This window comes from Tistrella mobilis (genome assembly GCF_039634785.1).
Classification (GTDB): domain Bacteria; phylum Pseudomonadota; class Alphaproteobacteria; order Tistrellales; family Tistrellaceae; genus Tistrella; species Tistrella mobilis.
This window is the reverse complement of record NZ_JBBIAB010000001.1, coordinates 409984-435329: the sequence shown is the minus strand read 5'-3', so window position 1 is coordinate 435329 and position 25346 is coordinate 409984. Positions and strand designations below refer to the sequence as shown.

Sequence of the window (25346 nt, the reverse complement as noted above, 5' to 3'; positions counted from 1 at the left end):
GATCGGTGCGCCGGGCCGTCAAGAAACCACCCCGGCGGACGCGGCGATCCGGCTGTCCCCGGCGGCGGTGATCCCGGTCGGCAGCCATTCGCCGCCCGTGATCCGCCCGTTCAGGCTGAAGGAATTGACGGTGTCGATGTCGACCTCCACCATCCGGCCCGCGGCCTCCGCGGGTGCGTCGACCACCACCGCCTGCATGTAAGGCGAGCGGCCGACCATCTGCCCGGCATGCCGGCCGGGCCTCTCCAGCAGCACCGGCAGGCGCCGCCCCGTCATGCTGGCATTGAAGGCGCGCTGCTGGGACGAAAGCAGGTCCTGCAGGCGCTGCAGGCGCTCGGACTTCACCTCGTCCGGCACCTGGTCGTCCAGATCCGCGGCCGGCGTGCCGGGACGCGGGCTGTATTTGAAGGAATAGGCGAGCGCGTAATCCACCCGCTCCACCAGCCGCATGGTCGCCTCGAAATCCGCATCGCTCTCGCCGGGGAAGCCGACGATGAAATCCCCGGACATCGCCATGTCGGGGCGCACCTCGCGCAGCCGGTCCACGATGCGCAGATAGTCTTCGGCGGTGTGCTTGCGGTTCATCGCCTTCAGGATCCGGTCGGATCCCGACTGCACCGGCAGGTGCAGATAGGGCATCAGCTGCGGCAGGTCACGATGGGCCAGGATCAGGTCGCCGCCCATGTCGCGGGGGTGCGAGGTGGTGTAGCGGATCCGGGCGATGCCGTCGATTTCGGCAATCGCCCGCGCCAGCCGGGCCAGGGTCCAGTCGCCCGCCGGCCCGCGGGCCCCTTCAGGGGCCGCACCGTGATAGGCGTTGACGTTCTGGCCAAGCAGCATCACCTCGCGCACGCCGTCGGCCGCAAGCGCGCGGATCTCGTCCAGGATGGCCCCCGCCGGCCGGCTGTATTCGGCACCGCGGGTATAGGGGACCACGCAGAAGGTGCAGAACTTGTCGCAGCCTTCCTGCACCGCCACGAAGGCGGTATGTCCGCGCCGGCCGGTGGCGGTCGGCAGATGGTCGAACTTGGCCTCGGTCGGGAAATCGGTCTCGACCACCGCCTGGCCCCGGCTGGCGCGCTCCACCATATCGGCCAGACGATGATAGGTCTGCGGGCCGAAGACGATGTCGACGAAGGGGGCACGGGTCCGGATCTCGGCGCCTTCGGCCTGTGCCACGCAGCCGCCGACCGCGATCAGCCGTCCTGCGGGACCGCCGGCCGCGCGCAGCCGCCCCAGATCGGAATAGACCTTCTCGGCCGCCTTTTCCCGGATGTGACAGGTGTTCAGGATCACCAGATCCGCGTCTTCCGCCACCTCGGTCGGCGCAAAGCCCTGGGCGGCCAGCACGTCCGACATGCGTTCGCTGTCGTAGACGTTCATCTGGCAGCCATAGGTCTTGATGTAGAGCTTCTTCGTCACCCTCGCCTCGGGCCTCGTTCTGATCGGGCCGCGGTCCGCTGACCGCCTCACCCGCAAGATATCAGCCGCGCCGCGGCCGCTTCAAGACGCACACCCGGCCTTCGTCAGGCCCGCACGTCCTCGGAGGTCGCCTCACCCTCGGCTGCATCGATCTCCTGGGGGTCGAGCGGCTCGTCCTCTTCGGCCACCTGAAGGGCGCCGCCCTCCACTGCCGGGCCGCGCTGCGCCAGGACATGGCCGATCAGGGCGAGCGCCGCCGTCGAACGGCCCTGCAATGCCTGGGCGACACCCGCAGAGACCGCCTGCTCGCAATGGCGGGCAAGCGCCTTGCGGTCCTTGAAGTCATCGATGGTAACCGGTGGATGGAAAACCAGTTCCACCCGGGCGGGGCCAAGGGTCAGGGCGGTCCACAGATGGCCCGCCAGATCCATGTCGCCATACCAGGCATAGGCCGGGCGCAGCTTGCGCCCCATGGGCATGCCGCGGACATGGGTATAGGCCAGAGAGACCGGCTGCACCACCAGCGGCCGCCCGCCCGGCCGGCGATCCGCCACCGAGAAGAAGGCGGTGCGGAAGGGCAGCACCCGCTGGCCGTCATTGCTGGTGCCCTCGGGGAACAGGATCAGCCGGTCGCCCGCTTCCAGCCGCCTCGCCACCTCGTCGGCCTGTTCGGCCGTGCGGCTGCGCTCGCGTTTCACGAACACGGTGCGTTGCAGCTTGGCGAGCAGGCCGTAGAGCGGCCAGTCCGCCACCTCGCTCTTGGCGATGAACGAGCCGGCGATCACCGATCCCAGCACCGAGATGTCGAGATAGGAGCTGTGGTTGGAAACGAACAGGGCCGGCCGGTCGCGCACCGGCGTGCCGACCACATCGACGTCGAAGCCGATCAGCCGGCAGGTCAGCCGGTGATAGAAGCGCGGGAACCGCACGGCGCCGGGCAGCTTCAAAGCCACCAGCGCCGCCTGCACCGGGATCAGTGCCGCCGTCACCGCCAGATAGACCGGCAGAAGCACGGCGGCCCGCAGCCACCCGGTCATGCGCCCTCGTCGCCGGCCTTGCCCCGGCCGCGCCCCGAGCCGCCTTCATAGCGATCCCGGTAGCGCCCGGTGATCAGGTCGCTCTTCACGATCATGCAGACATCGGTGGTGTTGAACTGCTTGTCCACCACCGCGCCGTCACCGACGAAGCCGCCAAGCCGCAGATAGCCCTTCACCAGCGGCGGCAGCTCGGCCAGGGCGCGGGTGGCATGCAGATCGTCCTTTGCCACCAGATCCATCGAGACGTAGCGCTCGGGCACCGCCACCGGCCGCAGGGCCTCGGGCGCCAGATGATAATGGTGCAGATAGGCGAGCTGGGTCTTCAGCATGTCGATATCGGTGCCGTCCAGACTGGCGCAGCCGAACATCAGCTGAATGTCGTAATGCTCGAGATAGATGGCGATGCCGCGCCAGAGCAGCTGCATGGTCGAGCGGTTGCGGTATTCCGCCGCAACGCAGGACCGGCCAAGCTCCAGCAGTTCGCCCTCGACCGTCATCAGCGGGCCGATGTCGAACTCGTCGGCGGTATAGAAGCGGCCATGGGCAAGGGCCACCGACCGGCGCAGCAGCCGGTAGGTGCCGACCACCGTCGGCGCCCCGCTCGGATGGGCCTCGTCGATCACCAGAAGGTGGTCGCAGATCGCATCGAAACCGTCCAGATCGCGCTTCACAGCCGCCATCTCGGGGCTCGGCTGAGCGTGGCGTTCCTCGTAGAACACGTGGTAGCGCAGGCGCTGGGCCGCCTCGATGTCGTCGGCTCCGTCCGCGAGGCACACCCGCAGATTTCCGGAACGCAGGCCGAGGTCGGGTTGGAGTGTTTCGGTCATCCGAACATGCCCTGAAGTCTCGCGGCGATGAGGACCGGCCACCGGGGTGGCCGGTCGTGGGTGAAGAGGCTGACCGGAACGCAGCCCTCTGTCCCGGGATCCCGGACGATCCCGGAGGGGGCCCGCGCCGGTCGGCGGCGGGGCGGCCCGTCAGGCCTTGCCGGCGTCCGTGTCGTCGTCCTGGGGCTGATCCAGCGGAATGCCGTACAGTTCCAGACGATGATCGACCAGTCGGTAACCGAGCTTGCGGGCAATCTCCTGCTGAAGACGCTCGATCTCGGTGTTCTGGAATTCGATCACGGTTCCGTTGCGCATGTCGATCAGATGATCGTGATGCTCTTCGGGAATGGTCTCGTAGCGGGCGCGGCCGTCGCCGAAATCATGCCGCTCCAGAATGCTCGCTTCCTCGAACAGCCGCACCGTCCGATAGACGGTGGCGATGCTGATCCGGGGATCAACGGCACTGGCCCGGCGATGCAGCTCTTCGGCATCCGGGTGGTCGTCGGCTTCCGACAGCACGCGGGCGATCACCCGGCGCTGGTCGGTCATCTTCAGACCCTTTTCGAGACACAGACGCTCCAGTCGCGACATCTCCAAGATGGCCTGGCTCCTTGGGCAGAAAGGGGGCGGAACACGCGGATGGCCGGTCTGCGCGCTTCTGCATGCCGCCACCCCTGTTCCGTCCGGAACGGAGGCCGCGCCATCGTCGCGCCTTCGGACGACCGTCACGAACGGATAAGGACCGCCCCATCAGAGGCACGGTCCCCGCAATCGGTCGTGGCGGGATGGTCTGGAAGACCACCCCGCCCGTCAGGCCATTATCGGACAGCAGCCGCGCAACGACAAGCGGCGGGCGCCACAGTCTTCCGACCGGCGCCCGCAAAATCGTCAGCCGAGGCAGCTGCGGGCCGGATCAATCCGCGTCGCCGCGGCCCCGACGGCCAAGACCGATGCGCTTGGCAAGATCGCTGCGCTGGCGGGCATAGCCCGGCGCGACCATCGGATAGTCGTCGGCCAGGCCCCAGCGGCGGCGATATTCTTCCGGGGTCATGTCGTAGGCCGTCTTGAGGTGGCGCTTCAGCATCTTCAGCTTCTTGCCGTCCTCAAGGCAGATGATGTAGTCGTCATGCACCGACTTGCGGATCGGCACCGCCGGGGTCGGGCGCTGCTCTTCCTCACGCGGTTCAGGCTCGCGGCCGAGGCCGGCAAGGCTCTGATAGACCTCGCCGATCAGCTGCGGCAGTTCGCCGGCCGACACGGTGTTGTTCGCGACATGGGACGACACGATCTGTGCGGTCAGCGAGAGAAGATCGAGCGGGCTCGGATTTTCGGCCATGATATGGTCTGGACCTCGGTGTCTCGGGCGGAAATCAGGGTCGGGAGCAGATGTCGGGACAGGCCGGGCCTTCCGCGCGGGAATGCCCTTGACTTCGACGGCCCGGGGGACGACGTCGAGGTCTGAGAGCCTGGCGGGTGGTCTGTCCGACCGGGATGACGATGACGAGGATGGACATCGGCACTGATGTCCGGGCCCCGCACCGGTACCGGCCTCCGCCCAGGATGGCCGTCACCGGGACGTACCCGTCCCTCGCACTCCGAGACGACGACCGGATGGTTCGCAATGAAACCAAGTGCAGATCGCTTTCTCGACGTCACGCATGATGTCTGCCCGATGACGTTTGTCAAAACAAAATTAATGATCGGGAAGATGTCCGGGGGTCAGATCGGTGAAGTCCGACTGAAGGCGGGTGAGCCTCTGGAGAACGTACCGCGGTCGGTTGTGGAACTGGGGCACCAGATCGTGGACCTGTCGGCTGAAACGGACACGCCGGACGTGTGGCGGCTGACCTTCCGAATCGCCGGCGGATAACGAAATCTCGGGCAGATTTCAGGCGGGAACCAAAGGCAGTTCCATGACTTCGGCATCCACCGCCGGGGCCTTGCCGCGTGCATAGTAACCGCGCCGACGACCTGCGATCCGGAAACCTGCCGACAGATAAAGAGCCCGCGCCGGCATGTTGTCGACCGCCACTTCCAGCAGCAGCCGGTCTGCCCCGCGGGCAGCTGCCCAGATCGCCGCCCCGTCGAGCAGACGCCGTCCCAATCCGCGCCCGCGGCAGGTCGGATCGACGGCGATGGTCAGAATCTCGGCCTCGCCGGCCGCGGCCTGCACCATCACCATGCCGGAAAGCGCCGGCTCAGGGCCCAGGATCATCGCGGCCACCGTCGGCAGGGCCAGCAGATCGCGGATGGCGTCGGCGCTCCACTGCGTCTCCCACGGGGCATCGAAGGCCCGCGCATAGAGTGCGGCCATGGCCGGCGCCGTATCCGCCGTTGCCGGCGCCAGATCATGGGTGCCGGTCACGGCGTCTCGATCCCGCTCGGCGCCGGCGGCAGGGCGTCGGGTGCCCGCAGATAGAGCGGCACGGGCGGCGCGCCGCCGGCCTGACCCGCCGCCAGATGGCGCCCTGCCAGGCCGATCAGATCAGCGGCATCCGGTTGGCCATGCCCGTGCGGCAGATCGTCACGGACCAGATCGGCCAGCCCGTGGGCGTCCAGCAGCGGACGCAGCAGCCGCGCCCCTGCCCCCACCGCCAGCGCCGGCCGGGCGACCAGATCGGCCGCCGCCGTCTCGGGCGTCACGGCCGCCGGCTCGCCGGGGCTGCCATCGGCAGCGATGCGCTGAACATAGACCTCGCCGCGCCGTGCATCGATCACCGCCAGCATCTCGCGCCCGCGGGCATCCGCAACGGCGACATCTTTAGCGGCACCGGCGGCCAGCAGCTCCAGCGTGGTCAGGCCCAGAACCGGGCAGCCGGCCGCGAGCGCCAGACCGCGGGCAAATCCCAGCCCGATGCGCACGCCGGTGAAGGTGCCGGGGCCGCGGGTGACCGCCACGGCGGCAAGCTCCGCCGGTGCGACACCCGCCTCGGCCATCAGCCCCTTGACCAGGGGCGCCAGCCGTTCCGCCGCCGCCCGGGCATCCGGCACAAAGATCCGGGCCACGACCTCTCCGTGGCGGCCGATCGCCGCCGAGGTCGCCCCGGCGCAGGTGTCGAGTGCCAGAACTGCCGTCCGTCCGCCGAAGGTCATATGTATGTCCGTGCCCCCGGAGCCGTGCCTTGTGCTAGGGTTCCCCCGCCGCATAGCACGGACGGGACAGCTGATGTTAGAAGAAATCCTGAGCGCGCGGGACGGGGTCGATATCGACATCGCCTACGCCACCACCCGCAACTTCACCGGCCGGCCGATCTATGCCCGCGCCGCCTGCTTCCTGCATCCCGAGGCCGCAGCGGCGATGCGCCGGGCGATCGCCATCGCCGCACGCCAGGGGCTGCGCTTCCGCATCTACGACGCCTTCCGGCCGTCCGAGGCCCAGTGGAAGCTGTGGGAACACACGCCGGATCCGAACTTCGTCGCCGATCCGCGTCGGGGCTCGCCCCATTCCCGTGGCGCTGCGGTCGACCTGACGCTGATCGACGGGGCCGGGCAGGTGCTCGACATGGGCACGGGGTTCGACGACTTCACCCCGCTGTCGCATCACGGTGCCACCGGCATCACGCCCGAGGCGGAACGCAACCGGCTGTTGCTGATGGGGATCATGACCACCGCGGGATGGGATTTCTACCGCAATGAATGGTGGCATTATCAGCTCTTCGACGCCCGGCGCCTGCCGGTGTTGAGCGACACGGCCGCTGGCACGCGGCTGATGCCCGCCGGCTGACTGCCGGAACCTGACGCGATCACGAGGGGAGATCCGCCGAGATGTCGATCGAGGGACGCAAGCTGCTGGTCACCGGGGGAACCGGCGCACTGGGCCGCGCGGTGGTGCTGGCCGCGCTGGACCGGGGGGCCGAGGTCGCCGCGACCTATCTGGTCGCAGAGGAATGCGCCGCCGCCGAAACGGCATTCGGCGGCCGGGCGGTGCTGGTCCAGGCCGATCTGGGCAGCGAAGACCAGACGGCGACCGCCGTTGACGCCGCGGCGGCGGCCCTGGGCGGCCTTGACGGCATCGTCGCGATCGCCGGCGGCTTCGACATGGGGCCGCTTGCCGATGTGGACGGCAGCCGCTTCGACGCGATGATGTCGATAAATGCCCGCAGTCTCTATCACACGCTCAGGGCCGGCGTGCCGCATCTGAAGGCGGCCGGCGGCGGATCGGTCACAGCCATCGGCGCCAGGCCCGCGGTCGCAGGGGCGGCACAGATGGCGGCCTATGCCGCCTCGAAGGCGGCGGTGATGTCGCTGGTCCAGAGCCTGTCGCAGGAACTGCTGGCGAGCCATATCCGCGTCAATGCCGTGCTGCCCTCGATCATCGACACCCCGGCCAACCGCGCGGCCATGCCCGATGCCGATCATGCTGCCTGGGTCACGCCCGAGGCACTGGCGAAGATCATCCTGTTCCTGACCTCGTCGGAGGCCGCCCCGATCAGCGGCGCCCTGGTGCCCGCCTATGGCCGCGCCTGACCGACCGTCTGCGGCACCCGGCCGCCGCGCCCTGGTCCTGATCCCGCCGCGCAAGCGCGACCGGCTGGCCAAGGGGTTCGATCGCGACGAGCTGGAGCGCCGCCTGATCCGCGCCGGCTTCCGCCCCGACATCCCGGATCTGGACGGGCCCGACGCCTTTCCCGAGGCCATCCGTACGGCCGGTGCCTCGGCGGAACCGCCGGCCCTCGTCATGGTCGGCGGCGGCGACGGCACCCTCTCGGCCGTGGCCGACGCCATGGCCGAGACCGGGCTGACGCTCGCCATCCTGCCGCTCGGCACCGCGAATGATCTCGCCCGCACGCTCGCCATTCCGGCCGATCCGGCCCAGGCGGTGGACGTGGCGCTGAAGGGGCGCGTGCGGCAGATCGATATCGGCACTGTCGATGGCCGCGGCTTTTTCAACGTCGCCAGCATCGGCCTGTCGGTCGACGTCGCCGAGGCGCTGGATGGCGAGGAAAAACGTCGGTTCGGCCCGCTCGCCTATCTGTTCGCACTGTTCCGGGTGGTAACCCGGCACCGCCGTTTCCATACCGTTCTGACGGTCGACAACCGGCGGGTGGAGATGCGGGCGATCATGGTTGCGGTCGCCAACGGCCGTTATCACGGCGGCGGGCTGACCGTTGCCCCCGATGCCGCGATCGACGACGGCCGGCTGGACGTCTATGTGATCGAGCCCGTCTCCCACTGGCGCATGGCCTTGCTGCTGCCGGCGCTGCGCCTTGGAACCGCCGATGCCTGGATGGGTGTTCACCGCATGTCGGGCCGCGAGGTCCGGGTCGAAACCCCGTCCAAGCCGAAGCGGATCAATGTCGACGGTGAAATCCTGACCAGAACCCCGGCGAGCTTCGGCCTGAAACGCCGGGCGATCCGGGTCATGACCCCCGACCGACCGGCGGCAGAGCTGCCGGGCACCCGCAACCGGCCGGACAGCCGGCCCCCGTCATCCCCCCCACGCGCTCCGCACCCGGCGCCTGAAGATCAGGAGGAGCAGATGCATCCCGAAGAGGAAGGCCTTGCCACCGAGGCCGAGATCGCCCTGCAGGATCTGGCCCGTGCCGCCCGCGAGGGCGTGGCGCTGACAGAACGGCTCGCCCTTCATGCCGGCCCGCATCTGGGCGAAGAGGTGGTGGCGGCGCTCGGCCGGATCGGCGGCGCCTGGGGCCGGATCGCCATCACCGCCGACGAGGCGCTGGATGCGATGGACCTGCCCACCCGCGACGCCGATGACGACCGGGCGCTGATCGAGGATGTGGTGAACTGGCTGGAAGGCCTGGTCGGCATGCCGCTGGATCAGCGGGTCAGCCAGCGCCTGCATCAGGCGGCGACCCGGATCGAGATCGCGATCGAAGAGGTCCGTCAGGTCGGCCAGGCCCGCGTGGCCGAAGTCGTTACCGCCGCCTATGACGAGGCCTGGTCGCTGATCGTGGCATCGCTGCCCGATCCCGATGGTGGCGGTGCCTCGGACTGAGCCATCTCGTCGTCGCGGGTGACGCCGCGGATCATTGCCCTGAGCTTGGCGACATAGCGCGGCCCCAGCTCCGAATAGGCGCTGAGGCCGCCCGCCAGCTGCAGCGGATCAGGCAGGGTGCCGTCCAGCCGCGCCTCGGCGCGATGGCGCCGGAAGGCGGCATAGGCGCGGTGGGTGTTCAGATTGTGGACATAGGCCGCGACCGAAGCGGTGATGTCGGGGAAGGCGCGCGCGACATGGGCCGCCCCGCGCTTGCGCGCCAGCGGCATCACCCCGTCGGCCAGCCGCCAGGCCCGTTCGCCGAACAGTGCATGGGCCTCGTGCGCCAGGCGGGAGCGGCCCCAGCCGCTTTCCAGGGCCGCCTGAGCGGTGATCAGGGCCGGCGGCACGGTGTCCACCCGCACCAGCAGGCGCACCGGATCGTCGGCGGGAACGCCGTAGCGGCGGCGATAGCCGCGACCCGCGCCTCCAGCCCGCGCGGCGGCCGGCGTCCTTCCGCCCGGGCATCGGCCGCCAGCGTCACCAGCGCCCGTTCCAGCCGCACCCGGGCATTCACCGCCCGGATGGCGGGGTCGAGCGTGTCGCGAAACAGGGCCTTGCGGGTGTCGGTATCGAGCGCACCGGCCAGTTCGGCCGGCAGCGCCCCGGGCGCCGCCGCCTCCGCACGGCGGAGATCCAGGGCCGCGAGCGTCGCCGGCGACAGGCCGAAACCGCCGGCCGGTCGCGGCAGCACGCCCAGAGCGGACCCGAACGCGACCAGCCCGGCCGCAACGGCGACGACCAGGCAGGTGAGACGGTAGCGGCGTGTCATCACGTGGAAGGTCGGCTCAGACCTGACGGACCTCGACCACCTCGGGCACATAGTGCTTGAGCATGGTCTCGATGCCGTTCTTGAGCGTCATGGTCGAGCTGGGGCAGCCCGAGCAGGCACCATGCATCTGCAGATAGACGATGCCGTGATCGAAACCCTCGAACACGATGTCGCCGCCATCCTGGGCCACGGCCGGGCGGACCCGGGTATCGATCAGCTCGCGGATGGTCGCCGTCACCTCGTCCTCGTCCACGGCCGGGGCCGCGGCCGCATCGCCTTCACCGGTCAGCACGGGCCGGCCCGAGGTGAAGTGCTCCATGATGTCCGACAGGATCAGCGGCTTCAGCAGCATCCAGTCGGCCTGTTCGGACTTGGTGACCGAGACGAAATCGGCCCCCAGATAGATGCCTTCGACGCCGTCGATGGCAAGCAGGGTGCCGGCCAGCGGCGAGCGGGCGGTATCGTCGCCGCGCGCGAACTGGGCACCACCCTCGGCCACTTCGCGGCCGGGCAGGAACTTCAGCGTCAGCGGATTGGGCGTCCGCTCGGTCTGGATGAACATCGGACCTGATCCTCTCTGCGGCTTTCGGGCGACGGAACCCATGCCGTCTGTCGTGCCCTGATTTGGCACCTCGATCCGACGGGATCAAGACGTCTTCGACGCAGCCCCGTTCTGCACGATCCCCTCCTGTGGCACCCCTGCATGCCCCGGGCGGTGATCGCGGGCGAGCACGGTATAGACGGTCGGCAGCACGAACAGGGTGAACAGCGTGCCGACCATCATGCCCGAGACGATCACCACCCCAAGGCCAAAGCGGCTTGCGGCCCCCGCCCCTGCGGCAAAGAGCAGCGGCACCAGGCCGAAGACCATGGCCGCCGTGGTCATCAACACCGGCCGGAGCCGGATCTCCGCCGCCCGCCGGATCGCCTCGCGCCGCGACAGCCCTTCATGCAGCTGCAATTCGTTGGCAAACTCGACCATCAGGATGCCGTGTTTGGCGATCAGCCCGATCAGGGTGACCAGGCCGATCTGGGTGTAGATGTTGAGCGTGGCGGCCCCCATCGCCAGCGGCGCCAGCGCCCCGCAGATCGACAGCGGCACCGTGATCAGGATGATCAGCGGGTCGACCAGGCTCTCATACTGGGCGGCCAGCACCAGATAGATCACCACCAGCGCCGCCAGGAAGGCGATGGCCAGGCTCGCCCCTTCCTGAACGTATTGGCGCGAATCCGACTGCCAGTCATGGCTGAACCCGGCCGGCAAGGCCCGCGCCTCGGCGTCGAGAAACGCGACCGCCTGCCCCATGGAGACGCCCGGTGCCGGAATGGTCTGTATGGTCGCGGCATTCTGCTGGTCGAACTGGCTGAGCCGGTTGGGCTCCACCCGCATCGAGATCTCCGCGACCGCCCGAAGCGGTACCAGCGTGCCGTCGCGGCTGCGCAGGAACTGGCGGCCGAGGGCGTCCGGCGTCAGACGCCCGGCTCTCTCGCTCTGCGGGATCACGTCATAGGACCGGCCGGCCATGGCGAAGCGGTTGACGTAATTCTCGCCCACCAGCACCGCCAGCGTCTCGCCGATATCGGCCATGGCGATGCCCAGGCTCGCCGCCTTGTTCCGGTCGACCGACACCTGCACCACGGGCCGGTCGTAGTCCAGATCGCCGTCGACCACCACGAACAGCCCGCTCTCCCGCGCCCGCTGCTTGATCTCTTCCATGGTGCGGTAGAGCACGTCATGAGGTTCGGGCGTGCGCAGCACCATCTGCACCGGCAGGCCGCCGGTGGAGCCGGGCAGCGGCGCCGGCTGGAACACGAAGATCGCGCTGCCTTCCACCTCGGCCACCGCCTGCTGCAACCCCGCCTGGACGTCCGACGCCGTGCGGCTGCGGGCCTCCCAGCGGGAGAGATTGGCGCCACCGAAGCTTGCAGACGGCCCGTCGGTGCCATTGATGATCCAGGTGCCGACCGTCTCGGGCATCGCCGCGAACACCTCGTCCAGCCGGGCCGCAAACCGCTCGGCATAGGCGAGATTGGCATGCTGAGGCGACTTGATCGCCGCCAGGACCGAGGCCTGATCCTCGACCGGCGCCAGCTCCCGCGCCGGCATCTGGTAGAGCAGCGGCAGGCTGACGCAGACGCCCAGCGCCACCAGCCCGGTTGCCCAGCGATGGCGCAGCGACAGGCCGAGCAGATGCCCGTAGCTGCGGGTCAGCCCGCCGAAGACCCGTTCCGTCATCCGCGCCATCCGGCTTTCGTGGATCTTCGCCGTCAGCAGCAGCGAACTCATCACCGGCGAGAGGGTCAGCGCCACCACGCCCGAGACCACCACCGATCCGGCCAGCGTCAGGGCGAATTCCCGAAAGAGAGCCCCGGTCAGCCCGCCCATCAGGCCGATCGGCGCATAGACCGCAGCCAGCGTCAGCGTCATGGCGATCACCGGCCCCGCCACCTCGCGGGCGCCGATCAACGCCGCCTCGACGGGCGTGCGCCCCTCCTCGACATGGCGATGGACATTCTCGACCACCACGATCGCATCATCGACCACAAGCCCGATCGCCAGCACCATGGCGAGCAGGGTGAGCAGGTTCAGACTGAACCCGAAGGCGAGCATCAGGGCCGCCGCCCCCAGCATCGACAGCGGGATGGTCACAACCGGGATCAGCACGCTGCGCAACGAGCCGAGGCAGAGGAAGATCACCACCACCACGATCACCAGCGCCTCGACCAGAGTGTGCAGCACCTCGTCGATCGAGGCCTGGATGAAGCCCGCACTTTCATAGGCGAGATCGACGCGGACATCGGGCGGCAGGGTCTTGCCGATCGCGGGCAGAAGATCGCGGATGCCGTCGACGATCACCAGCGGGTTGCCGGCCGGCGTCGGAAACAGACCGAGAAAGACCGCGGCCTCACCATCCATCACCGCACTGGTCTGGGTGGAGGCGGCGCCCAGCTCGATCGTGGCCACGTCGCCCAGCCGGACCAGCCCGCGGGCATCGTCGCGGATCACCATCTCGCGAAAGCCGGCGACGTCGGTGACGTCGGTGTTGACCGAGAGGTCCGAGAGCACATAGAGCCCGTCCAGCCGGCCGGGGGCCGCCTGAACATTGTTGGACCTGAGGGCGGCCGCCACATCGGCCCCCGTCAGCCCACGGGCCGCCAGCCGGTCCGGATCGAGCCAGAGCCGCATGGCCAGCTTCTGCCCACCGAAGACCTGGACCTTGGCGACACCATCGATGCCCGAGAACATCGGCTCCACCACCCGTGACAGATAGTCGGTCAAGGCCGGCATCGGCAGGGTGTCGCTGGAGAAGCCGACATAGGCCACGGCGGTCGAATCGCCCGCCGAGCGTTCGATCACCGGATCATAGGCCGCTTCGGGCAGGCGGTAGCGGACCGACGAGACCTTGGCCATCACCTCGGTCATCGCCCGGGTCGAGTCGCGGTTCAGCTCCATGCGGATCGTCACCGTGCTCCGCCCCTGCACGGAGGACGAGGAGAGATAATCGATGCCTTCCACCGACGAGACCGCCTGGGTGATCGGCTGGGTGACGAAGCCCTGCATCAGCTCGGCCGAGGCCCCGGGATAGTCGGTGGTGACGGTGATCGTGGCGCTCTCCAGCGCCGGATACTGCCGGATCGGCAACTGGCCGAGCGAGACCGCGCCGCCCAGCAGGATCAGCATGCTGACCACCAGCGCCAGCACCGGGCGGCGGACGAAGATGTCGGTGAAGCTCATGGCCGCACCTCCAGCGTGTCACGCGCAACCGGTTCGACCGCCATGCCGTCTGCCAGTCGCACCTGGCCCGAGGTCACCACCCGGTCGCCGTCGGTAAGCCCTGAGACGATCTCGGCACGCCCGTCCCAACGCGCCCCCACCTCGACCGCCACCCGGGTGGCGACCAGCCCGCGTGCCGGATCGGCGCGCGCCACGAACACGCTGTCGCCATAGGCGGTATAGGTGATGGCGGTCTCGGGCACCACCAGCGCCGGGGGTCCGGAGGGCCTGACCACCCGCACGCCGGCGAACATCCCGGCCTTGAGCCGCCCGTCCGGATCGGGCAGCGTCGCCTGGATCCGGACCATCCGGGCATCGCCGATCAACGGGTCGATGGCGGTGATCTCCGCCACGAAGACCTGATCGGGCCAGGCGTCGACCGCAACCTCCACCCGCTGCCCCAGGCTCAACTCCGGCACGGCCTGCTCGTCGAGCGCGAAGTTGATCCGAAGCAGGCTGGTATCGACCAGGCTCACCACCGGCGCACCGGTTTCCAGATACTGCCCCGGATGCACCCGGCGGATACCGGCGACCCCGTCGAACGGCGCCCGGATCGCCTTCTGATCGATCAGCGCCCGGGTCCGCGCGGCGGCAGCGGCGGCGCTGTCGCGCTCGGCCAGGGCATCGTCCAGCTGCTCGCGAGAGGCGGCATTGCGCTCGACCAGCCGCGTCAGGCGGCCAAGACGGGCCTCGGCATTGCGCAGCCGGGCCAGCTGCTGCTGCAGCTCGGCACGTTCCACCGCATCGTTCAGCTGCACCAGCAGCGTGCCGGCCTTGACCGCCTCGCCCGAGGTGACGTCGATGCCGGTGATCCGGCCGCTGGTTTCGGCCGCCACCAGCACCTGTCGGATGGCCTCCACCTCGCCCACGCCCTGAAAGCGCCGCGGCACCGTCACCCGTTCGGCCGTGGCCAACGCCACCCTGGTCGCCGGCCAGGCCGGGGCCGCCGGCGCCGGCCGGGGCTCCACCAGAAGCAACCAGGCGCCGGCGAGGCCGGCAGCGGCCAACGCGGCGAGCCCTGCAAGCAGAGTGCGGGACATGGGCTCACCCCCTCCAGCGCAACCGGCGGCGCTGATCGCTGGCGATCGCCGCCGCGATCAGCCCGCCCGCCACCGAGACATGTTCAAGGGCGAAGAACAGGGCGATCTGCGCCTCGGGGCCGGTCTTGGACCAGAAGGTGTGGACCACCAGAATGGTCGCCACCAGGAACACGACCAGCGCCCCGGCCCCCAGCCAGACCAGCCGGTCAGCCAGGATCGCCGCCGATCCGCCGAGCAGGGTGGCCGCGGTCAGCAGGTTGAACAGGACGGCCGGCTTCAACCCGGCCGCCCGCATTTCGGCGAGCCCGCCCTCGAAATCCACCAGTTTGGCAAGGCCCGAGGCGACGAAGACCACGGCGAGGCAGATCCTGGCGATCAGCCAGAGCCAGGCGCTGTCGAGCGCCCGTTCGATGAACCCTGTCACGGAACCGATCCCGTTGCTGAATGAAGGCCGGCAGGCTTGCCGGTCCGGATCGGCCGGACTATAGAACCTCAAGTAAAGTTGAGGTCAATGGGGAACCGGGCATGCCGATAAAGCCGGACGACCGCACCGATGCGCATCGGATCCTGACCGTGGGGGAGGTCGCAAAACGTGCCGGGGTCGCGGTCTCGACCCTGCATTTCTACGAAAGCCGCGGCCTGATCCGCAGCATGCGCAGCGCCGGCAACCAGCGCCGCTTTCCGGCCGCGGTGCTGCGCCGGATCGCGATCATCAAGGTGGCCCAGCGCGCCGGTATTCCGCTCGAAGACATCGGGGCGGCGCTCGCCCCCTTCCCGCCCGATGCGAAGCTGAGTGCCGCCGAGTGGAAGGACATGTCGTCGCGCTGGCGCGCCATGCTGGAGGCGCGCATCATCCGCCTGACCAGGCTGCGCGACGAGCTGGACGGCTGCATCGGCTGCGGCTGCCTGTCGCTGGCCGACTGCCCGCTGCGCAATCCCGGCGATGCGCTGGGCCGCGAGGGTGTCGGCCCCAGGCTTCTGGAACGCCCGTGAAAGTCACACCTCCGCAATTATCGGGCAGGCGTGAGCTTTACCACTCGACGCGGGCACATCGAGCCACGATATGAACGTGGGCGCGTTGTGCCGACACGCCCCAACCCACCGCCTGCAGGACGATCCGATGATGGAAGCCGAACGCCTGGACGATGTCTCAGTGCCGCGCACCCCCGTGCGTCGTGCCGCCGCGGCCCCGTCGGTGCTGGGCCCGGATCCGATCGGTGAGTGGCTTGCCCAGGAAGGTCCCGGCCTGCCGGTGGGGGAGCTGATCGCCGGCCTGTCCGAGCGGTTGCTGGCAGCAGGTGTGCCGATCGATCGGGCCACCCTGCATCTGCGCCTTCTGGACCCGCAATTCCGCGGCGTATCGATCGAATGGCGCCCCGATCAGCCGGTCGAGGAGATCCGCCGCGCCCACGGCGTGGAGCTGACCGAGGCCTATCTGCGCAGCCCCTTCATGCTGATCGCCGAACACGGCGTCGGCGTGCGGCGGCGGCTGACCGGCCCCAACGCCCAGATCGGCGATTTCCCGATCCTGGCCGACCTGCACGAAGAGGGCTTCACCGATTATGCGATGATGCCGCTCGCCTTCCATGACGGCACGCCCAACGCCCTGTCGCTCGCCACCCGCAATCCGGGCGGCTTCAGCGAGGGCGATCTGCGCCGGGTATCGTCCCTGCTGCCGATGGTGACGCTGGCGGTGGAGGTCATCAGCCAGCGCGGCCAGGTCCGCACCCTGCTGCGCACCTATCTGGGCGACGATGCCGGCGAGCGGGTGCTGGCCGGCACCATCAAGCGCGGCGACGTGGAACGGATGAATGCCGCGATCTGGTTCTCGGACCTGCGCGGCTTCACCGCCATGTCGGAACGGGTGGCGCCCGAAGTGCTGATCGCCACGCTGAACGACCATTTCGAGGTGATGAACCGCGCGATCACCGCCCATGGCGGCCAGGTGATGAAGCTGATCGGCGATGGCGTGCTCGCCGTCTTCCCGACCCCGGTGCGCGAAGGGGCCTGCCCCTTCGCCGGCTGCGCGGCGCTGGATGCCGCGCGTGACGCCGTCCGCGGCATGGCGGAGCTGAACGCCCGCCGCCGGGCGCTGGGCCAGGAACCGCTGGCCTTCGGCCTGGGCCTGCATGCGGGCGAAGTGCTCTACGGCAATATCGGTGCCCCCGAACGGCTGGACTTCACCGTCATCGGCCAGGCCGTCAACGAAGCAAGCCGGCTGGAGGTTCTGGCCCGGGATCTGGGCCGCACGGTCGCGATCTCGTCGACCATCGCCCGGATCGTCGAACATATGGGCCGCAGGCTCGAACCACTCGGCACTTTCCATCTGCGCGGGCTCGCCGCCGAGGAAGAGGTCTATACCCTGCCCGAGGATTGCGAGGATTGCGGCGTGGATGTGCCGGCAGAGGCCGCCGCCATCAGGTAAGACGCAGCAGATCGTCCTCGGACAGGTTGCCGGGGACGATCGTCATCGGCACCAGCAGTTCCCCCGCCAGCTGGCTTGCCAGCCAGCGCACCAGCTTGCCCGGCCCTTCCGATGGCGGACGGGCGGCCAGCACGATCATGCCGATATCCTTGTCCTCGCGCATCTGGCGCAGGATCTCGTCACCAATCGGGCCCACGCGGACCAGCAGTTCGGGCATCAGCCCGGCGAAGGCGTTCACCTCGGCCGCAATCTCCTGCAGCACCTGCTCGGCCTGCTCGCGCAGTTCCTCGGCCATCAGATTGCCGACCGACATCCAGTGCTGATTCTCGGCCGGCTCGATCACGGTCAGCAGGGTCACCCGGCCGCCACGGGCGCGGGCACGCCGGCAGGCATAGCGCACCGCCACCCGGCTATGGGCGCTGCCATCGACGCAGACCAGGAATTTGACGGCGGGCCGGGGCTTGGGCACGGCCGCAGGTTCGGGGGTTGAAGTCTCGTCGGTCATCGGATGACAACCTCCTCAGAAGCGGCGGAACACGAAGCCTGCGGTCCAGCCGGCGGTCAGCGCAATCAGCACCGCGGCGATGCCGTAGCCGAGCGGCTGTTCATGGGCCAGACGGGCGATGTTGTCGCCCAGCCCGTCCTTGCGCACGAACAGGGGCGTGGTCTGGGCGGCCACCACCCGGCCCTCGTTCACCAGAAAAATCTCGGCCCGGTAGCCGCCGGTGGTGACATTGGACGGAAAGGCGACCGTCACCCGGAACAGCCGGTCCCCCAATCGCGAGATCGGCTGCACCGCGGGCACGAACAGGCCGGCCTGCTGACGGTTCCGGATCAGCGCGTCGCGGAAGACGGCGCGTTCCTCGGGGGCCGCATCCTCGCCGCCGGGGAAGTCCAGCCGGGTGAGGCCGATACGATGCCGGGCCAGCATCTGGTCGTTGGTGAAGGTCTCAAGCGGCGCGCTCGCCCCCACCCAATAGAAGGCCGGCACCTGGTTGAAGCGGATCGTGCGGGCATTGATCCACATGCCGAGGATACGGTCCTTGCGGCGGATGTCGACCGTCTCGGCCGGGCCGCGGATCACCACGATCACCTCGCCCGGGCCTTCGGTCGCGCCGAACAGCAGCAGTTCGGTGCCGGTGAAGCTGGAGGTGATGGAGATCAGATGGCTGGAAAGGTCCGCCACCAGCGGCTGTGCCCGGGCACGCAGGGTTCCCGACACCGCCGTCACAAGCGCGGCCGCCAGGGTCAGCAGAAAGACGAACAGGGCCGGCAGCCTGGCGATGCGCAGCATATCGGCCATCAGCCCGGCCCCACGACCACGGCCGAGAACAGCTCGTCGGGCCGGATCACCAGATCGGCGCCGATCTTGATGGCGGTCAGCACCACCACGGCCGCAAGCAGGCCGCGCAGATGCTCACCACGCAGCTTCGTGGTCAGCCTGGAGCCCACCTGCGCGCCGATCACGCTGCCGATCACCAGGATGGCCGCCAGCACCAGATCCACCGCCTCGGTGGTGACCGCATGCATGATCGTGACGTTCATCGACACGAACAGGATCTGGAACAGCGAGGTGCCGACCACGACCAGCGTCGGCATGCCCAGGATATAGATCATCGCCGGGATCATGATGAAGCCGCCGCCGACGCCCAGAATGGCCGTCAGCACACCCACCCCCGCCCCCAGCGCCAGCGGCAGCAGCGCCGAAATGTAGAGCTTGGATTTGCGGAAGCGCAGCTTGAAGGGCAGCCCGTGCATCCAGTTGTGCTGATGGCGCTTCTTCGCCGGCTGATTGCGGACCAGCAGGCTGCGCGCCGACTCGATGCCCATCAGCACGCCGATCACGCCCAGGAACAGCACATAGGAGACGCCGATCACCAGGTCGATCTGGCCGATCGCCTGCAGCCAGCGGAAGATCAGGATGCCGACGCCCGATCCGACCAGGCCGCCGACCAGCAGCACGCCGCCCATCCGGACATCGACCGTGCCGCGGCGCCAATGGGCCAGCAGGCCCGAGACCGAGGCCGCGACCACCTGATTGGCCCCGGTCGCCACCGCCACCGGCGGCGGCACGCCCACGAACATCAGCAGCGGCGTCATCAGAAAACCGCCGCCCACGCCGACCAGACCCGACAGAAAGCCCACACCCAGCCCCATCAGCAGGATCGCGATCGCATCGATCGACAGCTCGGCGATGGGAAGATAGATCTGCATGACGGTCCGTCTGGCGCGGGGACCGGTCCTGAAGGCGACCGGGCCGGACCATTCTGGTCCGGCCCGTCGGCGCTTGCAACCCGAAGACCGCGGTTTTCCGCGATCCGGGCCATGTCGTAAAGATCCGCAGCCCGCAGGCCAAGGGCGGATCAGGGGCGCAGCAGGCCGATCGTCTCGCGCACCTCGGCCACCACCGGGTCGGCGATGGCGCGGGCACGATCGGCCCCCTTGGCCAGGATCCGGTCGATCTCGGCCGGATCGGCCATCAGGCGCTTCATCTCCTCGGCGATCGGGCCCAGCTTCTCGACCGCAAGGTCGGTCAGGCGGGTCTTCACCGTGGTGAAGGGCGCGTCGGCATAGTCGGCAACCACCTGGTCGGTGGTGCGGCCGTCCAGCGCGGCATAGATCCGGATCAGGTTGGCGACCTCGGGCCGGCGCTCCGGCTCGTAGGTCACGCCGGGCTCGCTGTCGGTCCGGGCCTTCTTCAGCTTCTGGGCGATGGTGTCGCGGTCGTCGGTCAGGTTGATGCGCGCATAATCCGACGGGTCGGACTTGCTCATCTTCTTCGTACCGTCGCGCAGCGACATCACCCGGGTTGCCGCCCCCAGGATCATCGGCTCGGGCAGCGGCAGCACGTCCTTTTCATAGAGCTGGTTGAAGCGCTGTGCGATGTCGCGGGTCAGTTCCAGATGCTGCTTCTGGTCCTCTCCCACCGGCACATGGGTCGCCTTATAGGCCAGGATGTCGGCCGCCATCAGCACAGGATAGGCATAAAGGCCAAGGCTCGCCTTCTCGCGGTCCTTGCCGGCCTTCTCCTTGAACTGGGTCATCCGGTTCAGCCAGCCGATCGGCGTCATGCAGTTCAGCAGCCAGGCCAGTTCCGAATGCGCGGTCACGGCCGACTGGTTGAAGATCACGCAGCGTTCCGGGTCGATGCCGGCGGCGATATAGGCGGCGGTCAGCTCGCGGGTCTGCCGGATCAGCGCCTTGGGATCCTGCCAGACGGTGATGGCGTGCAGATCGACGATGCAGAACACCGACTCGTAACTGTCCTGCAGCGTCACCCAGTTGCGGATGGCGCCCAGATAGTTGCCGAGATGCAGGTTGCCGGTCGGCTGTGCGCCGGAGAAGATCCTCGCCATCTGGTCCTCGCCTTCGGCATCCGCAGACCGCCCGCCGGGTGTGGATGCCGGCCGGAGCTTGGGTCCGCGATGCGCGGTTCAATGGAAACGCGCCTATATCACGCGCGGGCCGGGGCGCGGTCAAGCGCCGCCGACACGATGAATTTTCACGGAAAGCGGCGATGCGCCCGGCTCAGATCCGGTTGGCGGTGGTCAGGATGCCGCCGATGCCGACAAAGGCCGCACCGGTCGCCCGGTTGAACCAGCGGCCATGGCGCCCCAGCCAGGGGGCGATGCGCCGCGCGGCCCCCGCCAGGATCAGCTCGTAGACGAATTCGACCACGGCAAAGGTGCCGCCCAGAACCAGAAGATGGGTCAGGAACGACACGCCCGGCACCATGAACTGGGGCAGGAAGGCGGCGAAGAAGATCAGCGCCTTGGGGTTCGACACCGCCACCAGAAAGCCCTGGGTGAACAGCCGCCAGGGCCCCGCCCCGGCAATGCGGCCCCCGGCATCGGCCAGCGTCACCGAGGGCGGCGGCGCGCGGAAGGTGCGGATGCCCAGCCAGACCAGATAGGCCGCCCCGATCCATTTGGCGATGGTGAAAGCCTGTTCCGATGCCGCCAGCAGCGCCCCGAGCCCGGCAAGCGAGGCCGCGACCAGCACCATGAAGCCGGTCACCCCGCCCGCAGCGGTGAAGGCGGTACGGCGCACGCCGAAGCGCACGCCGTGATTGAGCGACAGGAGCCCGTTCGGCCCGGGCGTCAGCGACAGCCCCGCCGCCGCCGCCAGATAGATCAACCAGATGTCGAGCGTCATGGGGCCCCCGCGCCATAAACTGCCGGTCGGGCAGTTGCCCCATGCTACGCCCGGCCGCGGGCGCCCGTCCACATCAAGTCGGGTTGCAGGGACCGTCAGGCAGCCGTGCCCTGGGCATCCAGCGCATAGCCGGCGGAGCGGACGGTGCGGATCAGATCGGGCAGGTTCTCGCCGTTCAGCGCCTTGCGCAGCCGGCGGATATGCACGTCCACCGTGCGGGGCTCGACATAGATGTCCTGGCCCCAGACGCCGTCGAGCAGCTGCTCGCGCGAAAAGACCCGGCCCGGATGCTCCATCAGGAAGCGCAGCAGGCGGAATTCGGTCGGCCCCAGATGCACGGGTTCGGCCGAGCGGGTCACCTTGTGGGCCGCCAGATCCATCTGCAGATCGGCATAGGACAGCACCTCTTCCGAGAAGGCGGGACGGATGCGGCGCAGCACGGCGCGGATCCGGGCCACCACTTCCTGGGGCGAGAAGGGCTTGGGCACGTAGTCGTCGGCACCGCTGTCCAGCCCGCGCACCCGATCGGTCTCCTCGCCGCGCGCGGTGAGCATGATGATCGGCAGATTGCGGGTCTCGGGGTCGCGGCGCAGCTGGCGGCACAGCTCCAGCCCGGAAAGCTTGGGCAGCATCCAGTCCAGCAGCAGGACGTCGGGCTTCACCTCGCGAATGCGCCAGAGCGCCTCCTCGCCGTCATTCGCCTCCTCGACGGCAAAGCCCGCGCGTTCGAGGTTGTAGCGCAGGATGGTGACGATCGCGGTTTCGTCTTCGACGACCATGATCTTCGGACGCATCGCTCGGATGTCCTCCAGGAAGTCGGGTGGCCGGCACCAGGAACCCCGGGGGGCGTGCCGGCCGGTCAGAGGGGGGTGCGGGGTGCGCGCGGGGGAAGAGACGGCCTGCCGGATCGTCCCGGGGGACGAAGCAGGCCGCCGGGCCGTCAGTCGTCGAGAACGGCGTCGCCCGACCGGTCGAGAACGGTCTCGGCCTTGGGGCGGGCAGTATCGGGCTTGGTGCCCTCGACCACGAAGATCACCTGCTCGGCGATATTGGTGGTGTGATCGCCCATCCGCTCGATGTTCTTGGCGATGAACAGCATGTGCGTGCACGCCGTGATGTGCCGCGGATCCTCCATCATGTAGGTCAGGAGTTCGCGGAACAGGCTGTTGTGCAGCTCGTCGACCTCGGCATCGTTCTGCCAGACGGCACGGGCGCGGCCGGCATCACGTTCGACGAAGGCGTCGAGCACGTCCTTCAGCATGCGCTGCACCACCGCGGCCATGCGCGGCAGCACATGCACCGGCCGGACCGGGGCCGACTGGTTCAGGATGATCGCGCGCTTGGCGGCGTTCTTGGCCAGATCGCCCATGCGCTCCAGCTCGGCCGCAATGCGCAGAGAGGCAAAGGCCAGACGCAGATCGTTGGCGACGGGGGCACGCAGCGCGAACAGCCGCACCACCTGCTCCTCGATCATGTCTTCCAGGCCGTCGACCTTGCTGTCGCCCGCGACCACATCGCTCGCCAGCTCGCTGTCACGGCTGGCGATGGCACGCATGGCGAGATCGATCTGCGCTTCCACCTGGCCGCCCATGCGGACGATGTCGTTGCCGAGGCGCGCAATCTCTTCGTCGAAGGATTTCACGATGTGCTGACCGGAAATGGGCATGAGACTGGTCTCCCTGGGCGGATCCGGTCAGCCGAAGCGGCCGGTGATGTAGTCCTGGGTCCGGACCTCGCGCGGGTTGGTGAACACCTGCTCGGTGTCGCCGAACTCGACCAGCTGGCCCAGATGGAAGAAGGCGGTGCGCTGCGACACGCGGGCCGCCTGCTGCATGGAGTGGGTGACGATGGCGATGGTGTAGTTCTCGCGCAGCTCGTCGATCAGCTCCTCGATACGCGCGGTCGCGATCGGGTCCAGCGCCGAGCAGGGCTCGTCCATCAGGATCACCTCGGGGTCAACCGCGATCGCGCGGGCGATGCACAGACGCTGCTGCTGACCGCCCGAGAGGCCGGTGCCGCTTTCCTGCAGGCGGCTCTTCACCTCTTCGTAAAGGCCGGCCCGCTTCAGCGACCGCTCGACGATCTCGTCCAGCTCTTCCCGGCTGTCGGCCAGGCCGTGGATGCGGGGACCGTAAGCCACGTTGTCGTAGATCGACTTCGGGAAGGGATTGGGCTTCTGGAACACCATGCCGACCCGGGCGCGCAGCTGCACCACGTCGACCATGCGGTCGTAGATGTCGGCGGTTTCCAGCTTCACCTCGCCCTGGATCCGGACATTGGGGATGGTGTCGTTCATCCGGTTCAGGCAGCGCAGGAAGGTCGACTTGCCGCAACCCGAGGGGCCGATCAGCGCGGTCACGCTGTTGGCGTGGATGTCGAGATCGACGTCGAACAGCGCCTGCTTCTCACCATAGAACAGGTTCAGCTTGCGCGCGGTCATCTTGGGCACGAGGCCGGAAGTCATGGGCGGGCTCTCCGCTGAAGGTCTCTGATCCGCCCGGCCGGGGTCCGGGCAAGGGCACCCCGGCCGGGGGAGGAGGAAGGTCTCCCGTACCGGCTTACCAGCGGCGCTCGAAGCGCCTGCGCAGCAGGACGGCGATCGCGTTCATGATGATCAGGAAGCCGAGCAGCACCAGGATGGCGGCGGCGGTCTTTTCGACGAAGGCGCGTTCCGGGCTGTCGGCCCAGAGGAAGATCTGCACCGGCAGCACCGTCGACGGCGTGGTGAAGCCACCCGGCACGTCGGCGATGAAGGCGACCATGCCGATCATCAGCAGCGGTGCGGTCTCGCCCAGCGCCTGGGCCATGCCGATGATCGTGCCGGTCAGGATGCCCGGCATGGCCAGCGGCAGCACGTGATGGAACACAACCTGCACCGGGCTGGCACCCAGCCCCTGGGCCGCCTGACGGATCGAGGGCGGCACCGCCTTCAGCGCGGCGCGGGTCGCGATGATGATGGTGGGCAGGGTCATGAGTGCCAGCGTGAAGCCGCCGACCACCGGCGCCGATCGGGGCATGCCGAAGAAGCCGATGAACACCGCAAGACCCAGCAGACCGAACACGATCGAGGGCACCGCCGCGAGGTTGTTGATGTTGACCTCGATCAGGTCGGTCCAGCGGTTCTTGGGCGCGAACTCTTCCAGATAGATCGCCGTGGTGACGCCGATCGGGAAGGAGAGGATGAAGCAGACGAAGAGGGTGAGGGCAGAGCCGACGGTCGCTCCCCAGATGCCGGCCAGCTCGGGCGAGCGGCTGTCGGCACCGGTGAAGAAGCGGGTGTTGAAGTCGCGGCTGATCGCGTCCTTCGCCACCAGCGCGTCGTACCAGCCGAGCACCCGATCGTCGATCGGCCGCTGCGTCTCGGGCAGATCGCGGTCGATCCAGCCCTTGTCGAGCATGTCGAGATCGCCCGAGGCCGTCAGCCACACCGTCTGGGTGGTGCCGATCAGATCCGGGTTGGCCAGCACGAAATCACGCAACTCGAAGCGGGCATCGCGGCTGAACAGGCCCAGGGCCTTCAGGATGTCCCGGCGCTGGGTGGCGCCGAAATTGTCGCGGACGATGTCGGTCAGCAGGCCGGTATAATTGGCGTCCGCGAGCGTCTTCTGGTCGCGCGTGCCCTGCGGGTCCAGCCGGGCCGGGTCGAGATTGACCTCCACCGCGATCTGGGTCTGGGTGAAAGCGCCGAGACCCTGGCCCGCCAGCGTGCCGATCAGCACGACCAGCATGACGATGGCGAGCAGGACGGCGCCCAGACCATAGGCCTTGAAGCGGCGTTCCGAGCGGCGCCGGGCCCTGAGGCGGGCAGCCGCCGCCTGGCCGGCATGGGGGCTTTCCCGTCCGGCGATCGGGGCGCCGGCAGGGTTCAGGGTGCTGTCGGTCATGACCTGTTGCTCCC

General features: G+C 68.7%; 28 protein-coding genes. 6 read left to right on the top strand and 22 right to left on the bottom strand.

What is annotated here, in order from left to right:
• Window positions 1-18: 18 nt before the first annotated feature.
• From miaB to WI697_RS02040, 5 genes are all read right to left on the bottom strand, one after another.
• On the bottom strand, window positions 19-1422 hold the full coding sequence (gene miaB / locus WI697_RS02060) for a tRNA (N6-isopentenyl adenosine(37)-C2)-methylthiotransferase MiaB (RefSeq protein ID WP_345957209.1): 1404 nt from the start codon (window positions 1420-1422) through the stop codon (window positions 19-21).
• Window positions 1423-1526: 104 nt separating this feature from the next.
• On the bottom strand, window positions 1527-2459 hold the full coding sequence (locus WI697_RS02055; protein WP_062764087.1) for a lysophospholipid acyltransferase family protein: 933 nt from the start codon (window positions 2457-2459) through the stop codon (window positions 1527-1529).
• A complete protein-coding gene (locus WI697_RS02050; RefSeq protein ID WP_345957208.1) occupies window positions 2456-3286 on the bottom strand; it encodes a GNAT family N-acetyltransferase in 831 nt (276 codons plus the stop codon). Before WI697_RS02050 ends, WI697_RS02055 begins: the two co-directional genes overlap by 4 nt.
• A gap of 150 nt (window positions 3287-3436) precedes the next feature.
• A complete protein-coding gene (locus WI697_RS02045; RefSeq protein WP_041605099.1) occupies window positions 3437-3877 on the bottom strand; it encodes a Fur family transcriptional regulator in 441 nt (146 codons plus the stop codon).
• Window positions 3878-4199: 322 nt separating this feature from the next.
• On the bottom strand, window positions 4200-4622 hold the full coding sequence (locus tag WI697_RS02040; RefSeq protein WP_014747042.1) for a Ros/MucR family transcriptional regulator: 423 nt from the start codon (window positions 4620-4622) through the stop codon (window positions 4200-4202).
• A 285-nt stretch (window positions 4623-4907) separates the two neighbouring features.
• Here WI697_RS02040 and WI697_RS02035 point away from each other — a divergent pair, with 285 nt between their 5' ends.
• Entirely contained in the window at window positions 4908-5156 is a 249-nt protein-coding gene (locus WI697_RS02035) for a sulfurtransferase TusA family protein (protein ID WP_041605096.1), read from the top strand.
• An 18-nt stretch (window positions 5157-5174) separates the two neighbouring features.
• Here the strand turns inward: WI697_RS02035 and WI697_RS02030 are convergent, their stop codons facing one another.
• Together WI697_RS02030 and tsaB are read right to left on the bottom strand one after the other, a co-directional pair.
• Entirely contained in the window at window positions 5175-5651 is a 477-nt protein-coding gene (locus tag WI697_RS02030; protein ID WP_345957207.1) for a GNAT family N-acetyltransferase, read from the bottom strand.
• Complete coding sequence (tsaB, locus tag WI697_RS02025; RefSeq protein WP_345957206.1) at window positions 5648-6379, bottom strand: tRNA (adenosine(37)-N6)-threonylcarbamoyltransferase complex dimerization subunit type 1 TsaB; 732 nt, start codon at window positions 6377-6379, stop codon at window positions 5648-5650. Before tsaB ends, WI697_RS02030 begins: the two co-directional genes overlap by 4 nt.
• A gap of 73 nt (window positions 6380-6452) precedes the next feature.
• Between tsaB and ddpX the strand changes: the two genes are divergently transcribed.
• Genes ddpX through WI697_RS02010 form a run of 3 tightly spaced genes read left to right on the top strand, consistent with a single transcriptional unit; the run spans window position 6453 to window position 9242 of the window.
• Window positions 6453-7010 (top strand): D-alanyl-D-alanine dipeptidase, encoded by a 558-nt coding sequence (ddpX, locus tag WI697_RS02020; protein WP_062764092.1) that lies wholly within the window; start codon window positions 6453-6455, stop codon window positions 7008-7010.
• A 41-nt stretch (window positions 7011-7051) separates the two neighbouring features.
• Window positions 7052-7753: an SDR family NAD(P)-dependent oxidoreductase gene (locus tag WI697_RS02015; protein ID WP_345957205.1), complete on the top strand. Its 702-nt coding sequence runs from the start codon at window positions 7052-7054 to the stop codon at window positions 7751-7753.
• Window positions 7740-9242 (top strand): lipid kinase, encoded by a 1503-nt coding sequence (locus WI697_RS02010; RefSeq protein WP_345957204.1) that lies wholly within the window; start codon window positions 7740-7742, stop codon window positions 9240-9242. The genes WI697_RS02015 and WI697_RS02010 overlap by 14 nt, the downstream gene beginning before the upstream one ends.
• Here the strand turns inward: WI697_RS02010 and WI697_RS02005 are convergent.
• The 6 genes from WI697_RS02005 to WI697_RS01980 all read right to left on the bottom strand — a co-directional run bounded on the left by WI697_RS02005 (window position 9173) and on the right by WI697_RS01980 (window position 15292).
• On the bottom strand, window positions 9173-9658 hold the full coding sequence (locus WI697_RS02005) for a glucosaminidase domain-containing protein (protein WP_345957203.1): 486 nt from the start codon (window positions 9656-9658) through the stop codon (window positions 9173-9175). The genes WI697_RS02010 and WI697_RS02005 overlap by 70 nt on opposite strands.
• The gene (locus WI697_RS02000; protein WP_345957202.1) at window positions 9616-10053 is read right to left on the bottom strand and encodes a hypothetical protein; all 438 of its coding nucleotides are present in this window, start codon (window positions 10051-10053) and stop codon (window positions 9616-9618) included. Before WI697_RS02000 ends, WI697_RS02005 begins: the two co-directional genes overlap by 43 nt.
• A gap of 16 nt (window positions 10054-10069) precedes the next feature.
• On the bottom strand, window positions 10070-10615 hold the full coding sequence (locus tag WI697_RS01995; protein WP_062764099.1) for a NifU family protein: 546 nt from the start codon (window positions 10613-10615) through the stop codon (window positions 10070-10072).
• Window positions 10616-10699: 84 nt separating this feature from the next.
• Window positions 10700-13789, bottom strand: coding sequence for a MexW/MexI family multidrug efflux RND transporter permease subunit (locus WI697_RS01990; RefSeq protein ID WP_345957201.1), 3090 nt, complete (start codon window positions 13787-13789; stop codon window positions 10700-10702).
• Complete coding sequence (locus WI697_RS01985; RefSeq protein WP_345957200.1) at window positions 13786-14868, bottom strand: efflux RND transporter periplasmic adaptor subunit; 1083 nt, start codon at window positions 14866-14868, stop codon at window positions 13786-13788. The genes WI697_RS01990 and WI697_RS01985 overlap by 4 nt, the downstream gene beginning before the upstream one ends.
• Window positions 14869-14872: 4 nt before the next feature.
• Entirely contained in the window at window positions 14873-15292 is a 420-nt protein-coding gene (locus tag WI697_RS01980) for a DoxX family protein (RefSeq protein ID WP_345957199.1), read from the bottom strand.
• 101 nt (window positions 15293-15393) lie between these two features.
• Between WI697_RS01980 and soxR the strand changes: the two genes are divergently transcribed.
• A complete protein-coding gene (gene soxR, locus WI697_RS01975) occupies window positions 15394-15861 on the top strand; it encodes a redox-sensitive transcriptional activator SoxR (RefSeq protein WP_345957198.1) in 468 nt (155 codons plus the stop codon).
• 127 nt (window positions 15862-15988) lie between these two features.
• Entirely contained in the window at window positions 15989-17293 is a 1305-nt protein-coding gene (locus WI697_RS01970) for an adenylate/guanylate cyclase domain-containing protein (protein ID WP_345957197.1), read from the top strand.
• Here WI697_RS01970 and WI697_RS01965 read toward each other — a convergent pair.
• From WI697_RS01965 to pstA, 9 genes are all read right to left on the bottom strand, one after another.
• Window positions 17286-17798: a universal stress protein gene (locus WI697_RS01965; protein ID WP_082828523.1), complete on the bottom strand. Its 513-nt coding sequence runs from the start codon at window positions 17796-17798 to the stop codon at window positions 17286-17288. The two genes, WI697_RS01970 and WI697_RS01965, sit on opposite strands and share 8 nt — an antisense overlap.
• Before the next feature lie 15 nt (window positions 17799-17813).
• Window positions 17814-18596 carry a TIGR02186 family protein gene (locus WI697_RS01960; RefSeq protein WP_014747029.1) on the bottom strand — a complete coding sequence of 261 codons (783 nt, stop codon included), beginning with the start codon at window positions 18594-18596 and terminating at the stop codon, window positions 17814-17816.
• Window positions 18596-19507, bottom strand: a complete 912-nt coding sequence (locus WI697_RS01955; protein ID WP_345957196.1) for a sulfite exporter TauE/SafE family protein — start codon at window positions 19505-19507, stop codon at window positions 18596-18598. The genes WI697_RS01960 and WI697_RS01955 overlap by 1 nt, the downstream gene beginning before the upstream one ends.
• A gap of 149 nt (window positions 19508-19656) precedes the next feature.
• Entirely contained in the window at window positions 19657-20649 is a 993-nt protein-coding gene (gene trpS / locus WI697_RS01950; RefSeq protein WP_014747027.1) for a tryptophan--tRNA ligase, read from the bottom strand.
• Between the two features lie 172 nt (window positions 20650-20821).
• Window positions 20822-21448: a LysE family translocator gene (locus WI697_RS01945; protein WP_014747026.1), complete on the bottom strand. Its 627-nt coding sequence runs from the start codon at window positions 21446-21448 to the stop codon at window positions 20822-20824.
• 95 nt (window positions 21449-21543) lie between these two features.
• Window positions 21544-22242: a phosphate regulon transcriptional regulator PhoB gene (gene phoB, locus WI697_RS01940; RefSeq protein WP_014747025.1), complete on the bottom strand. Its 699-nt coding sequence runs from the start codon at window positions 22240-22242 to the stop codon at window positions 21544-21546.
• Window positions 22243-22388: 146 nt separating this feature from the next.
• Window positions 22389-23114, bottom strand: a complete 726-nt coding sequence (gene phoU / locus WI697_RS01935) for a phosphate signaling complex protein PhoU (protein ID WP_345957195.1) — start codon at window positions 23112-23114, stop codon at window positions 22389-22391.
• A 27-nt stretch (window positions 23115-23141) separates the two neighbouring features.
• Window positions 23142-23912 (bottom strand): phosphate ABC transporter ATP-binding protein PstB, encoded by a 771-nt coding sequence (gene pstB / locus WI697_RS01930; RefSeq protein ID WP_062764110.1) that lies wholly within the window; start codon window positions 23910-23912, stop codon window positions 23142-23144.
• A 94-nt stretch (window positions 23913-24006) separates the two neighbouring features.
• Window positions 24007-25332, bottom strand: coding sequence for a phosphate ABC transporter permease PstA (gene pstA, locus WI697_RS01925; RefSeq protein WP_345957194.1), 1326 nt, complete (start codon window positions 25330-25332; stop codon window positions 24007-24009).
• Between the last annotated feature and the right edge of the window lie 14 nt (window positions 25333-25346).